Genomic DNA, 15,236 nt, shown 5'->3' with positions numbered 1-15,236 from the left:
CGACGCTGCTCCAGTCGAGGCTTGGCGGGATCGGCCGGGCCAGGCGTGCATCGACCTTCACTCGGTCGGCGAAGCAGCCGGCGGCGATCGCGACGACGACGTCGCCTTCCCGCAGCGTGGTGACGCCCGGGCCGACCTCGGTGACCACGCCTGCGCATTCCACGCCTGGCGCCCCGGCATCGCCGGGATAGAGTCCCAGCAGGTTCATTACGTCGCGGAAGTTGATGCCGGCAGCGGCGATCTCGACCACGACCTCACCCGGCCCGGCCCTGAGTGGCGTGCGGGATTCCCAGGCAAGCGAGCGGCTGGTGGTGGCCTGGTCGCGCCGCAGGGTGAAGCTGCCTGCCGGGGGCGGCAGCTCGGCGGGCTCGCGTGGCTCGAGCTCCAGGCGGGACAGTTCGCCGTTCTGGAGGCGGAGCAGGCGGAAGGTAGGGTCGGCCGGCAGCGGCGGCACCAGGTCCGGCTGGCCGTCGAGCAGGCGCGGGTCGAGCTCCGGCAGTTCCGCGGCGATCGTGCCGGCAAGTCCGACCGCGGCAGCCTGGGCGGGGTTGGTGCCGGAGAAGGCGCCATCGGTCCGGAGCAGCAGGGGCCGTGGCGCTGCAGAGGCGGCTTCCTCAGCGACGGCAGTCAGCACCTGGCCGAACAGGGCCATCAGATCGGACTGGCCGCGCAGATCGAGGATGCGGCGCGGGTGGGAATCGGCCAGGGCGTCCGGCGGAACCGGCAGGAAGCGGAGGTCGTGGATGGCGGCGGCACCGCCGGCCCGGGCGATCCGGGCCATGCCGACGCCGTGGCAGGCGGCCACGATGCACCCGCCCTCGTCCAGGAGCAGCGCGTCGAAGCGTTGCAGTCCTGCCTTGCGGACCAGGGCCCGGCGGGGCGTGCCGCCGAACCAGTCGAGCCGTTCCACGCCGGCCAGGAGCCAGGTGCCGTCCGTGTCCTCAGGCAGGAGGGCCGCCAGGGCCTGCCAGGCCGCGTCCAGCAGCCGGGGATCGAGGCGGAAGGTCGGGTCTGGCCGATGCGTCAGCTCCGCCACGGCCGTGTCCTCCTGGCGGCGGAGTGCGGCCAGCCCTTGGAAGGCCGGGCCGTAGGCCAGGCCGCTGCGAGCGAAGGCGGCGTAGAGGGCCGATGGGTCGAGCTGCTGTCCTTCGGCCGGCAGCTCGACTGGTTCGGGAGCCGGTGCCGTAGCGAAGCGGGCCTCGGCCAGCTTCCCGAAGGGTGCCGCTTCGTCGTCCGGCAGCTGGAAGATCGTGACGGTCCGGGTGTCGGGGTCCAGCACGGTGTGCAGGACCGGCTCCGTGGCCAGGTCGAGTGGGGCGTGGAAGGCGAGATCGGTCAGCCGGACCGGGTCCGGCCCGTCCACGGCCGTCAGCATCATCTCGACCATCGCAGCGGCCGGCAGGATCACCCGGCCTTCGACCCGGTGGTCGGCCAGCCAGGGCGGGCTGGCCGGGTCCAGCTGCTGCTCGAACTGCCGCTGCGCCACGGCGGAACGCAGGCGGCGGCCGAGCAGCGGATGGCCCGCTGTCCTGGGCAGGCTGCGCTGGCGGCGCGGCTCGACCCAGTAGCGGCGGCGCTGGAAGGCGGGGGCCGGCAGCGGTGGCCGTGCCGTCACCCCGGCCGGCGGGGCGGCCAGCACGACATGGGCGTTGGTGCCGCTGAAGCCGAACGAGCTGACGCCGGCATGGCGAAACGGGCCTGGCACCGGCTCGGCCGGGAAGCGCAGGTCGGCGTCGCCGAGCGCGATATGCGGGTTCAGGCGGCGGAAATGGAGGTTGCCCGGCAGGACGCCGTGGCGGAGCGCCATGACTGCCTTGATCAGGCCGGCAATGCCGGCGGCCGCCTCGGCATGGCCGATATTGGTCTTGATGGCGCCGACCCAGAGCGGCCGGGAACGCGCGCCGAACAGGTCGCGCAGGGCATGGACCTCGATGGGATCGCCCAGCGCGGTGCCGGTGCCATGCGCCTCGACCAGGTCGATCGCATCCGGCTCCAGCCCGGCATCGGCCAGGGCGGCACGGATCACCGCCTCCTGCGCGGCCCCGCTGGGTGCGGTCAGGCCGGCAGAGCGGCCGTCCTGGTTCAGGGCGGAGCCCAGGATCACGGCGTGGATCGGGTCGCCGTCGCGCTCGGCGTCCGAGAGGCGCTTGAGCAGGACCAGGCCGCAGCCCTCGCCGCGCACGAAGCCGTCGGCCCGGTCGTCGAACGCCTTGCAGCGCCGGTCGGGCGCCATCATCTGCAGCTGCCCGAGGGCCGTGGTGGTGCCGCCGCCCATGATCAGGTTGACGCCGCCCGCGATCGCCATGCCGCACTCACCGGCGCGCAGGCTGCCGACCGCCAGGTGGACGGCCACCAGCGAGGAGGAGCAGGCGGTGTCGGTGACCAGCGCCGGGCCGTTCAGCCCCAGCGTGTAGGCGAGCCGGCCAGCGGCGATCGACGGCGCCGAGCCGGTACCGGCATAGCCCTCCACCTGGTCGCCGGCGGCGGCGATCGCGGCATAGTCGTAGTTGCACATGCCGACGAACACGCCGGTGCGGCTGCCGGCAACGTCCTTCGGGTCGAGGCCGGCATCGGCGAGTGTCTCGCTGGCGACCTCAAGCAGGAGGCGATGCTGCGGGTCGATATAGGGCGCCTCGCGCGGCGAGATGCCGAACCAGGTCGGATCGAAGCCGGCGATGTCGGGGAGAAAGCCGGCCTCGAGCCCCTCCCCCTCGTGACCCGGCAGCTGGCGGCGCAGCTCGGGCAGCGGGCCGATCACGTCGCTGCCGGCCAGCAGCGACTGCCAGAACGAGGCGGGATCCTGGCCGCCGCCGGGAAAGCGGCAGCCGATGCCGATGATCGCGATGGGCTCGTTGGCGGACCGTTTGGGTGCCGCGACGTCCGGTGCGGCTGGGCGGGCGGTTCCTTCCAGATGGGCAGCCAGCGCATCGATGGTCGGATGGTCGAACAGCAGCGTGGTGCTGGCGGCAGACTCGCCGAACCGCTCGAACAGGCGGTTGCGCAGCTGCACCGCCATCAGCGAATCCAGGCCCAGCTCGAACAGGCTGGTTCCCGTCGGCAGCCGGCGGGGGTCGGCATGACCCAGGATCCGGGCGGCCTCCGCCGCCACCGTCTCCGCCACGGACTGTGCGGGTGCCGGGGACGGAGTGGGCATCCTCGCCGGCTCGACCGGCCTGGCCGTGGGCAGCTGCCAGTTGGCCAGCAGGTCGGGCAGGCGGTCCGTGCCGAAGCTCGCGAGGAAGGCCGGTCGGTCGATCGGCAGGGCGAGGAAGGCCGGGGTATCGCTGCCGCAGGCGGAGTCCAGGATGGCGCGGCCGGCAGCCGGCGGGATGGTGCCGAGGCCCTGGGCCTGGAGGCGGTCATGCAGATCGGCGCGGCCGGCCGCCGCACCGATCCGGTCCCAGGCGCCCCAGGCGATGCTGACCGCCGCAGCCCTCCGCTCCCGCCGGCGCCGCGCGATGGCGTCCAGCGCCAGGCTGGCGGCGACATGGGCGGCTTGGCCGGCAGAGCCGAACGTGCCCACGGCCGACGAGAACAGGATGAACGGGTCCGCGTCGGGCAGGCGCCGGTCCAGGAGGTCGGCGGCCTCCACCTTGGCACTCAGGACCTGCTCAAGGCTGCCTAGGTCCAGGCGGTCGAACGTGGCATCGGCGAGGTGGCCGGCGGCATGGACGACACCGCGGATCGGGCCGCAACGGTCCAGGAGTGCCTCCAGTGCCGCGGGATCGGCCAGATCGCAGGCTTCCAGCCGGAGTTCGACGCCGCGGGCGGACAAAGCGGCGAAGCGGTCGTCGCCGGCAGGCAGGATGCGGCCGACCAGCAGCAGGCGGCGGGCACCCGCATCCACCAGATGGTCGGCGATCACCGGCCCCAGGCCGCCGAAGGCGCCGGTGACGAGGTAGCAGGCGTCCGGATCGAGGGACGGCCGGTCGCCCTGCACCTGGACGGAGGCCAGGCGCGGGACCAGGCGTTGCTGACCCTTCCGGACGATCTCGGCCTCGCCCGCGAAGCTCTCCTCGGCCAGCGCCGCTTCGGGTGCGCCGTCGACGAGATCCAGGCAGCGTATGTCCAGTTCCGGCCGCTCGCGGCGCAGCGTGCGCGCCATGCCCCATAGCGCGGCGGCACCCGGATCGGTCGCCGCATTGCTGGTCTGCAGCACGATGCGGCGCGTGGTGGGCGGCAATGCGCGGACCGCCTCGACCAGGGCCATGCAGCGTTGGGCGATGCTGCCCTGGCCCGGGTCCGCCACGATCCGGACCGGCTGGTGCCGGCTAGCCAGGAGGACGGTCTGGCCGGGCAGGACGCCATGGGGGCCCGGCAGGGGCAGGACGTCGAAGCCTTCCTCGGCCAGCAATGACGTCCAGGCGGCTTCGGTGAGCAGTGGATAGGTGTGGCGCAGGTCGTGGTCGGCAAAGCGCCACCAGCCCTCGGTCAGGCCGAACACCAGGTCGATCCAGCCGCCCTGCGTGGTGCTTTCCAGCAGCACGAGGGAGCCACCGGGACGCAGCGCCGACGCGGCATGGCGGAGGGCCTGGCGCAGGTCGGCGGTGGCGTGGAGGACATTGGCGGCCACGACCAGGTCGAACTGGCCCTCGGGGATGTCCTGCCCGGCGAGCGGCCGCTCGATGTCGAGCAGGCGGGCCTCCATTCCGGGGAAGCGGCTGGTCGCCTGCTCAAGGAAGCTTCGGGAAACGTCGGTGAACCAGTAGTCGATCCGCTCTGGCCCGAGGGCTTCCAGGATGGCGGCGGTGGTGCCGCCCGTGCCGGCACCGATCTCCAGCACGCGCAGGCGGCCGGCCGGATGGGCGGCGAAGCGGGCGGCCAGCGCCACCAGCGCGTTGCCGGCCCGGTAGGCCGGGGCGTCCTGGTAGATCGCGGCAGGCCCGCCATCGGCGAACAGCACGGCCAGCGGGTCGGCCTGGCCCTGCAGGATCGCGGGCAGCGCCTGGCCGCAGCGGTGCAGGAGGTCGAGTTCCGGCCCGTCAGCCGGGGGCTCGGCCGCTTCGGCATGGGCTGCCAGGACCTGGAGCTGGCGATAGAGGGGCAGATGGCGCGCCACGACCGCCGGTTCGGCCACCGCTTCGACGGCCTCGCGAGCATAGCGGGCGGCCAGGGCATCCAGGCGGCGACCATGCTCGGCGCTGTCGGCAAGCGGTGCCGTGATCGCCGCGGCCTCGACGAGATCTGGTCCCGGCTCCCAGCGCACCGCATGGAGCCAGTCCCGCCAGGTATCGGCCAATGTGGCGGCGGCACGCAGTTCCAGCCGCTCGATCCGGGCGACCGGCTGGCCAGATTCGTCGAACAGGTCGAGCGTGGCCAGGATCGCCTCGTCCCGCTCCGTTACCTGCGCAGACACCCAGCGTGCCGTTTCCAGTGGGCCGAACCGGTGGAAGGCGCCGATCCGGGCAGGGATCCGGACGGCACCGCCCGCACCCAGATGGAGTGCGCCCACCGAGCGCAGCGCCGCGTCGAGCACGATCTCCGGGAGGGGCGATTCCAGCCGAGCCAGCACTTGACCGGGGCCGCGGCGGATCTGGCGCAGGGCGTCATAGGTGGGACCGAAGCGCAAACCGGTCGCTTCGAGCCAGGCATGGAACGCGCCCGGATCCACCGGGTCGGGACAGGACGCGTGCAGGCGGTCGAGATCGGCCGACCCCGGGGCTACTGCCGGCTCGCCCGGTCGGGCCTGCGCGCAGAGCTGCCAGCCATCGTCCCCGACGAAGCAGCGGATGGCTTGGCCCACCATCGTTCGCAGACGCCGCGGATGGCGGACCTCGACGGGTGCTGCGAACTCGATGTCGGCTAGTCTGCCGCCCTGGCCGGCAGCGGTGGCGGCGGCAACGAGGGTCAGCAGGATCGCTGCTGCCGGCAGCAGCGGCCGGCCGTTCACCACATGCTCGGCGACCAGCGGTGCGCTCGGCCAGAGCTGGGTTTCCAGCACCGTCTCGCCGTTCGGGTCACGGGTGGCGCGCGCGGTGGCGCCGGCAGTGTCCAGCCAGAAGCGCTGGCGCTGGAAGGGGTAGAGCGGCAGCGGCACGTGCGGGCCGGCCGGGGCGTCGACGGCAGGATGGGGCGCCTGGCTGGGGACGGCGGTGCTCAGCTCGTCGGCGGAGAAGGCATGGACCCACCAGCGCAGCCGGGCGCGCTGGCGGGCGGCATTGCGGGCGAGCTGGGGAAATGAAGCAGGGTCGGCGTCGAGGATCCGGCGGTACTCGGCCACCAGCGCCTGCAGCGCCGCCTCGGTGTGCGCCGAGATCAGGAGGCCCGGGTTCGTTTCGTCACTGGCGACGGCCGGCATGGCGGCTGGTGGCGGCGGGCCGACCAGCAGATGGGCGTTGGTGCCGCTGAAGCCGAAGCTGCTGACACCCACGGCGCGCGGCGGCGTGGCCGCGAGCGCGACGGGCACGCGGATGTCGACGCCGTCCAGCTCGATGTGCGGGTTCAGCCGCTCGAAATGGATCGACGGCAGGATGGCGCCGCGCTCGGCCATCAGCGCCGCCTTGATCAGGCCGGCCACGCCGGCCGCCGCCTCGGCATGGCCGATATTGCTCTTGACCGAGCCTGCCCAGAGCGGCCGGTCGCGCCCGGCAAACACGCGGGCCAGGGCGTGCATCTCGATCGGATCGCCCAGGGCCGTGCCGGTGCCGTGCGCCTCGATCGCGTCGACCTCGCCAGGCTCAAGCCCGGCATTGGCCAGCGCTGCGCGGATCACCGATTCCTGGGCCGGGCGTGACGGGGCGGTCAGTCCGGCGGAGCGGCCGTCCTGGCCCACGGCACTGCCGCGGATCACCGCACGGATCCGGTCGCCGTCGCGGGTCGCATCGCCCAGGCGCTTGAGCACCAGGATGCCGCAGCCCTCGGCACGCACGAAACCATCCGCGCGGACGTCGAACGCCTTGCAGCGGCCGTCCGGAGCCAGCATCTGCATCCGCCCCAGCGTCTCCGCACCGAACGGGGCGAGCGTCAGGTTGACCCCGCCGGCGATCGCCAGGTCGCACTCGCCGGCCCGCAGCGCCTGGATCGCCAGATGGGTGGCGACCAGCGAGGAGGAGCAGGCAGTATCGACCACCAGGGCCGGCCCGGTCAGGCCCAGCGCATAGGCGAGCCGCCCGGCGGCGACACCCGGCGCACCGCCGGTGGCGGCATAGCCGTCCTCGCTGCGGGTCTCGGCATCACCCAGGCGGCCATAGTCGGCGGTGCAGATACCGAGGAACACGCCGGTGCGGCTGCCTTCCAGCAGGTCGGCGCGGATCCCGGCATCCTCCAGCGCGTGCCACGCGACCTCCAGGACCAGGCGCTGCTGGGGGTCCATCGAGGCCGCCTCGCGCGGGCTGATGCCGAAGAAGTCGGCGTCGAACCGGTCGATCCCGTCGAGGAAGCCGCCGAAACGGGCAGGCGAGGCCGGGTCGGCGAGCTTCCAGCGCTCGGCCGGCGCCTCGCGCACGAGGTCGCGGCCTTCCGCCAGTGCGGCCCAGAACTCGTCGGGCGTATCCGCGCCGGGGAAGCGCAGGCCGATGCCGAGGATCGCCGCCGGGGCGCGCAGGCGCGACTCGGCTGCGTCGACCCGGGCTTGCATCTTCCCGAGCAGCCGCAGGGTCTGCTGCTTGATGCTGCGCTCGTCGTCCCGGCTCACGCGTCGTCCTCTGCCAGCATGCGCTCGAACCGCGCCAGCTCCTCGTCCAGCGCGGCGTCGTCGAGACTGTCCGGATCGATGATGGGCTGCGGCACCGCATCCGCGGCGGCCGGCGCCGGCGGATCGGCCGGCTCCTGCGACGCCACCAGGCCCAGCTCCGTCGCCAGATGGGCGACCAGAGCCTCCACGCTCGGATGGTCGAACAGGAGGGTGGCGGACAGGCGGGTGCCGACCAGCTGTCCCAGCCGGTTGCGCAGCTCCAGGGCGCCCAGGCTGTCCATGCCCTGGTCGGTCAGCGCCCGACGCGGGTCGAGCGGCTGGCCGGGCGGCAGCAGGCGGGCGCAGGTCTCCATCACCTGCCGGCGGAGCGCATCGAGCCCCAGGATGGCCGGCCGCTCCGGCGGGGCCGGCGCCGCATCGGGTGTGGCAGGGGCCGGCTTGGGCAGGAGCAGTTCCGCCAGCACGGGCGGCGCGGCATCGGCGCGGAATGCCTGCCAGTCGATCGGCAGCACGACCAGGTGGGCAGCGTCGCGGTCCAGTGCCCGGTCCATGGCACGCAGCGCGGTCGCGCGGTCGATCGTTCCGACGCCGATCCGGGCAAGGCGGGCATCGGCGCCACGCGCCACCGCGGCGCCCTTGCCGGCCCAGGCGGCCCAGTCGATCGCGATGCCCCGGCCGGCCATGAAGGCGTCCAGGGCGGCCGATGCGGCGGTATGGCTGGCCTGGCCGGGGGAGCCCAGCACCGCGCCGGCGGACGAGAAGGCGAGGAACAGCTCGAGTTCCGGCCAGGCGCTGGCGATCGCCTGGGCGCCGGCCAGCTTCGCCTGGAGCGGGGCTGCGATCTCGGCGGGCGTCAGGCCCGTGATCGCGCGGTCGGTGAGGACGCCGGCGGCATGGATGACGCCGCGCAGGGGCGGCAGGTGGTGCGCCCTGATGTAGTCGGCGACCCGTGTCAGGCTTGCGGGATCGGCCACGTCGCCGGTGATGGCACCGGGCAAGTCGGAAGGCGTGCGGCCCAGCGTAAGCACGGCACCGGCGCCCCGCTCACGCAGCCACTCGACCACGTCCGCGCCGATTCCACCGCGGCCGCCGGTGACGAGATAGCTGCCGTCCGCGCGGATCGGGACCGGCCAGTCCGGGAGGAGGACGAGCTTGCCCAGATGCTCCGCCTGACGCAGCGCGGCCAGCGCCTGCCCGGCTTCTGCCAGCGGCAGGGTCGTGAGGGTCGGCAGGAGCGTCGGTTCGGCGGCGACGGCCGCCACCAGTTCGCGCAGGAGCCGGCCGAAGATGGCGGCATCCACCCGGTCCAGCTCCACCAGCTCGTAGGTGATGTCCGGCCGGAGGCGGCGCACCTCCTCGGCGGACAGCAGGTCGACTCGGCCAAGTTCAATGAAGCGGCCGCCCGGGCGCAGCAGGTCGAGGCTGGCGCGGCGCACCTCGCCCGCGACAGCGCCGATGACGCGGTCCACCGGGTCGGTGGCGGCGAACGCGGTATCGCGGGACGGGTAGACCTCCGCGACACCCTGGGCGCGCAGCCAGGCACGGCGTTCCTCGGTGCCGGCCGTGGCGACGACCTCGGCACCGGCGGCCATGGCAAGGCGCAGGGCGAACTGGCCGACACCGCCGGTGGCGGTGTGGATCAGGACGCGCTGGCCGGGCGCCAGGCCGCGCGTGGCATGCCAGGCGGTGACGCCGGCAACCGGCAGGGCAGCACCCTGCGCTGCCGACAGTCCGGGCGGCAGCGGGACCACGAGGGCCCGGTCGGCCACCAGATAGTGGGCGAGCGCGCCGCCGCCGACCGCGATCACCTTCTGGCCCAGCGCGATACCCTCGACATCGCTGCCGAGCGCCACCACCTCGCCGGCGCACTCGCCGCCCAGATGATCGGCGGGCACCAGACCGCCCGCGATCAGCACGTCCTTGAAGTTCAGCCCGGCCGCCAGCACCCGGACCACGACCTGGCCCGGGCCGGGATCCGGCCGGGGCAGCGGCTCGCGGCCGAGGTCGGGGCGCAGGCGCCAAGTGGGTGCCGGCCTTGGCGGCAGCCTTTCCAGGCGTGCGCGGAGGCGACGGCCGCCGCGCCAGGCCGTGCGGTCCTCGGCATCGGCCAGCGCCATTTCGGCGGCCAGTGCTGTGGGATCCAGGGATTCCAGGTCGACCGAGCGCGGCCGCAGCTCCGGATGTTCCAGGGCGAGGGTGCGAACGAAGCCGGTGATGGCAGCACCATCCGCCGAAGCGCGCTCATCGGCGGCGACGCGCTCGGCGGACAGGGTCGGCACCAGCAGGCGCGGCGGCGCTGCACGGAGCGTCAGCTCGCGGGCCAGGGCCGCGAGCTGGGCCACCGCCTCCTGTGCTGGCAGCCCGGCCAGGGCCGGCAGCGCCACGACTCCCTCGACCGGTCCGTCCGGAAGCCGTGCTGCCCAGTCCAGGCCGAGCCCAGCAGCGATCCCGGCATCGCCACCCAGCGCCAGCCAGGTCCCGGCCGGCGGGCGGACGGCGGTGAGGACTGCCTGGGTGCCGGCATGGAAGACGGTGGCGGGCGCTGCCAGCCCCGCCTCGCCGAACAGGTCGATCCAGCGCTCCGCCGGCAGCAGCGGGTGGTCCGGGCGCAGCGGGTCGGCGAAGCTCCACCAGCCGTCAGTGGCGCCGAACACCAGGTCGAGGCGGGCGACGGAGGCCGTGCCTTCTGCCAGGAGCAGGCGGCCGCCCGGGGCGAGCAGGCGGGCAATGTGCGCCAGGGCCTGGCGCAGGTCGGGAACGACATGGAGGACGTTGGCGGCGACGATCAGGTCGAAGCTGTCGGCCGCCATGCCCTGGGCGAGCGGGTCGCCGGTGATGTCGAGCAGGCCGGTGCGAAAGCCCGGGTGGCGGGCGAAGCGCGCGGCCGCAGCACCGAGAAAGGCGCTGCCGATGTCGGTGAACAGATAGTCGGCGTCCTTGGGCAGCACCGGCAGGATCGCCGCGGTGGTGGCACCAGTGCCGCCGCCGATCTCCAGCACGCGGCGGGCAGTCGTGCCGGCGGCGACTGCGGCCACCTGGGCGTTGACCGCGTCGGTCAGGCCAGAGCCGGCATAGGCGCCGGTCGGCCCATCGCCATCGAACAGGATGTCCAGGACGTCCCGGCGGCCGGCCAGGATCTCCGGCAGCGCCCTGCCGGTACGGGCGACCAGCTCGATCTCGTGGCGGTGGTCGGGATGCTCGTCGGCCAGGCGCTCCGCCTCCTCGGCCGGTGCGGGGGAGCGGCGATCATCGGCGGCATGGCGGGCCAGGAGGGCGGCATAGCGCTGGTGGCGGGGTGCGACCTCCGCGACGCTGCCGACCTGCGCGGCAAAGCCGGCGGCGATCCGTTCCAGACGCTCGTGGACTTCAGCGATCCGGTCCGGGACGTCCGCCCGCCAAGCCAGGCGGTAGAAGGGATCGGCCGGGGCGGCGGCCTTGCGGCACACGACCCGCTGAGCCTGGCCCACCGTCCGTCCCTGTGCGTCGGTCCACCAGATGCCGGCGGTGACGCTGCCGTCACCGGTCGTTTCGAGCCTGGCGGTGGCAGTCGTGGCGCTGGCGATGGCGGGGTCGAGGTCCAGGCGGCCGAAGGCGGTGGGCAGGTAGCCGCCATCCTCGCCCGCGAATGCCGCGGCGACTGCCTGCAGACCGGCATCGATGACCGCGAGCGGCGTGCCGCCCGGGCGCAGCCGGACCCTGGCCGCCTGTGCACCGGTCGCGACCTCGGTCAGCGAACGGAATGCCGGGCCGAAGCGCAGGCCGGCGGCCTCGAGCCGGGCATACCAGGACTCGGCATCGAGCTGCCCGGTGATGGCGATGTCGGGCGGACTGGACAGGCTGGGCGTGGTCGCAGGCAGGCCGGCTTCCGCGGCGGGCTGCCAATGGCCGTCCACCTGGCAGAACCAGCGGGCGCGACGGCCGGGCTCCAGGACCAGGCGGAACGGGATGGCGTCCTCGGCCGGGATCTCCACCGGCGCATGGATGGCCAAGCCTTCCAGGGACGTGAGACCGCGCTCGAGCAGGCTCGCGGGATAGGCGGCGCCGGGCAGGAGGATCCGCCCGTCGACCTGGTGATCGGCGAGGAACGGGTCACCTGAGAGCGACAGGTCGGCCTCGTGCAGGAAGCTGCCCTGCCCGCTGGCGGTGGCCGCGGAGAGCAGGTCGCCCGGCTGCCTTGGCGGCAGGTACCAGTAACGCCTGCCGGGGGCGGGCGCCGGGCGTGGGGGGCGGGGTGCCGGGACCGTGGCGGCTTCCAGCACGAGGTGGGCATTGCTGCCGCCGATGCCGAACGAGCTGACACCTGCCCGGCGCGGCCCCTGCCAGGGCTCCGCCGCCTGGACGAGGCGGAATGGCGTGTGTTCCAGGCCGATGCGCGGGTTCGGCTGCGCGGCGTGCAGGGTCGGCGCCAGGCGGTCCGCCTCCAGCATCAGCACGGCCTTGATCAGGCCGGCGATGCCGGCGGCGGTCTCGGTATGGCCGATATTGGACTTCACCGAGCCCAGCGCCACCGAGCCCTGCGGCCGGCCGCGGAAGATGCCGGCCAGCGCCGCCACCTCGATCGGGTCGCCCAGCGGCGTGCCGGTGCCGTGGCCCTCGATGCAGCCGATCCCGTCCGGGCCGATCCCGGCCACGGCCATGGCCTCGCTGACCACGGCGGCCTGGCGTTCCTGGCTGGGTGCGGAGAAGCCGACCTTGCGCGCCCCGTCATTGTTGATGGCACTGCCCAGGATCACCGCGCGGATCGGGTCGCCGTTCTCCAGGGCGTCGTCCAGGCGCTTGAGCACCACCACGCCGCAGCCGCTGCCGAAGATCGTGCCGTCCGCTTCGGCACCGTAGCTGCGGCAGCGGCCGGAGGGGGAGAGCATGCCTTCGGACTGGTGGAGGTAGCCGACCCGATGCGGGACGCGGATGCTGACCCCGCCGGCCAGGGCGGCGTCGCATTCGCCATTCAGCAGGCTCTGGCAGGCCAGGTGCACGGCGACCAGCGAGGTGGAGCAGGCGGTCTGCACGCTCACGACCGGGCCCTGCAGGTCCAGTCGGTAGGCGAGCTGGGCCGCCACATAGTCCTTGTCGTTGCCGGTGATCGCGGTGAGCTGGGCGGCCGAGCTGGGGCCGGCCAGGACATGCGGGGCCAGGCGGGTGAGCAGGTAGGTACTGATCGCGGCCCCGGCGAAGGCGCCGATCGCCAGGCCGCCCTGCCTGGGATCGAGGTCGGCATCGTCCAGGGCGTCGGCGGCCACCTGCAGCAGGACGCGCTGCTGCGGGTCCATCAGCACCGCCTCGTGCGGCGGGATGGCGAAGCGGGCGGCGTCGAACCGGTCGATCCCGTCCAGCACCGCGGCGGCCGGCACGTAGCGCGGATCCTGGATCAGCGCCTCGGGCACGCCCTCGGCGGCGAGTTCGTCCGGGCCGATCCGGCTGACTGCATCGCGGCCCGTGAACAGGAGATCGCGGAACGCGTCGAGGTCGGAAGCGCCCGGATAGCGGGCGGCCATGCCGATGATCGCGATCGACCCGCTCATCGGGCCGATCGGTCCTGCGGCAGGGCACGGCGGCGCGCCTCCAGGCGGCGCTGGGCGCGGGCATTGCCGTCGGCTGCGGCTGCGCTGGCCGGGGCTTCTGCGAGATGGCGGGCGATGTCGGCGACCGTCGGCAGGCGGAACAGGTCGACCACGGCCGGCGCCCGCTCGCCATGCAGTTCGGCCAGGCGGCGCTGCAGCCGGACCAGATGCAGCGAGGTGGCACCCAGGTCGAACAGGTTGGCGTGGTCGCCGATGGCGTCGCTGCCCAGGATCTCGCCGACCAGGGTACGGATCGAGGCGGTCTCCGCACCGCCTGCTTCCGGCAGGGGTTCGACCGGCGGGCGCAGCGCCTGCCGGTCGACCTTGCCATTGGCGCTGAGCGGCAGGCTGGGCAGGAGCGTGATCCGGCGCGGCACCATGTAGTCCGGGAGGTGCCGGGCCAGGTGGCGCTGCAGGTCGGCCGCGAGGCTGCCCGGGCGGCTGGAGGCATCCGGGACGCCGCCGGCCAGCGCGTGGACCAGCACCTGGTCGTCGTGCAGGGCCAGGGTGTCCGCCAGCCCTGCCACCTGCAGCCCGCCGACCGGCAGGAGGCCCAGCGTATCCGGCAGGTCGGTCATCAGCAGCTGGCCGAGATAGCCGGCCTCCAGCAGGCAGAAGTCGCGCCCGGCGTCGCCATAGGTCGGCCGCAGCACGGCGAGGTCGGCCACCAGGAGGAGGAGGAAGGCGGCCTCGCCCAGCGACCGGGCGGTCGGCGGGTGGCCGACGCTGAGCGGCGGGACGTCGGGCGCCAAGCGGACCAGGGCATGGTCCACCGGGTCGTGGTAGTAGGCGCCGCCGTCGATGCCCTCCACCCGGCCGGGCTTCACCAGGAGATGGGCCTGGACCGGATAGAGGGAGCCGGCGGACGGGTAGCGGTGGCGCACCAGCCCGCCTTCCTCGCCCGCGAGACGGCCGAGCAGGCTGTCGAAGGCGCTGCGCGGCACGGGCGTGTCGGCGAAGCTGCGCACGGAGCGGCGGCGGGCGAACTCGGCGGACGGGCTGCGCTCGGCGAGCTGCAGGCGCGGGCGGCCATCCAGGCGGCGGCGGCCCGGCCGCTCCAGGACCTGGATCGCCTTGTCCGTTCCCCCACCGGCCTCGTTGGGGACGACGAAGGCATGGAGGGTTTTGCTGTGCGGCTGGCCAGGCGCGGGCAAGGCGGCGGCCACCGCCTGGCGCACCGCCGGGTGCTGGAGGAGCTGCGCCTCGATCTCCCCCAGCTCGATCCGGTGGCCTTGCACCTTCACCTGGAAGTCCTCGCGGCCCAGAAACTCGATCAGCCCGTTCTCCCGGAACCGGCCGAGATCGCCGGTCCGGTAGCGCCGCTCGCCGGTCTGGGGATCGGTGCGGAAGCGCTCGTTGGTGCGTGCCGGATCGCCGAAATAGCCGCGCGCCAGCCCGATCCCGCCGATCTCGATCTCGCCCACCACCCAGTCCGGGCAGGGTTGGCCTCTGGAGTTGACCACCTGCATGGTCTGGTTGGCGAGCGGCTGGCCATAGGGCACCGAGCTCCAGGCCGGATCCAGCTCGCCGATCGGGTGGAAGATCGACCAGATCGCGGCCTCGGTGGCGCCACCCAGCGACACCAGCGCCGCGTCCGGCGCCAGCGCGCGCAGCCTGGGCACCAGCTCCAAGGGGATCCAGTCGCCCGACAGCAGGAACAGGCGGAGCGGATGGTCTGCCGGCAGGCCGTGCTCGGCCAGCATCGCCGCCAGAGCCGGCACCGTGTTCCACAGCGTCACCCGGTGCCGGGTGATCAGCGCCGCCCAGGCAGAAGGATCACGGCGCTCGGCCTCGTCCGGCAGCACCAGCGCCCCGCCCACCCCTGGCAGGCCGAACAGGTCGTAGACCGACAGGTCGAAGTTCAGCGCGGAGAGGCCCAGCACCCGATCGTCTGGGCCCACCTGCCAGCGCCGGTGGAGGTCCAGGATCGTGTTCAGGGCAGCACCATGCTCGACCATCACCCCCTTGGGCTGGCCGGTCGAGCCGGAGGTGAAGATCACATAGGCCAGGCTGGCCGGATCGACCGACGGCAGGTCCGGCAC

3 protein-coding genes are annotated in these 15,236 nt (G+C 73.8%); all 3 read right to left on the bottom strand.

Features of this window, described 5'->3' with window-relative positions; translation table 11 throughout:
• The coding region (locus tag VNS22_RS15880) for an SDR family NAD(P)-dependent oxidoreductase (protein WP_325734079.1) at positions 1–7,633 on the bottom strand (7,633 nt) is incomplete at its 3' end.
• Complete coding sequence (locus VNS22_RS15875; RefSeq protein WP_325734078.1) at positions 7,630–13,155, bottom strand: beta-ketoacyl synthase N-terminal-like domain-containing protein; 5,526 nt, start codon at positions 13,153–13,155, stop codon at positions 7,630–7,632. The genes VNS22_RS15880 and VNS22_RS15875, both read right to left, overlap by 4 nt.
• On the bottom strand, positions 13,152–15,236 hold a 2,085-nt coding region (locus tag VNS22_RS15870), incomplete at its 5' end, for an amino acid adenylation domain-containing protein (RefSeq protein WP_325734076.1). The genes VNS22_RS15870 and VNS22_RS15875, both read right to left, overlap by 4 nt.

Origin of the sequence: Geminicoccus sp. (genome assembly GCF_035556675.1) — a bacterium.
GTDB lineage: Bacteria > Pseudomonadota > Alphaproteobacteria > Geminicoccales > Geminicoccaceae > Geminicoccus.
Note: the sequence above shows the minus strand (reverse complement) of the source record. Positions and strands in the feature narration are given on the sequence as shown.

Coding starts and splice junctions, on each gene's coding strand:
- VNS22_RS15875 (WP_325734078.1), bottom strand. CDS start 13,155: ATGAGCGGGTCGATCGCGATCATCGGCATGGCCGCCCGCTATCCGGGC.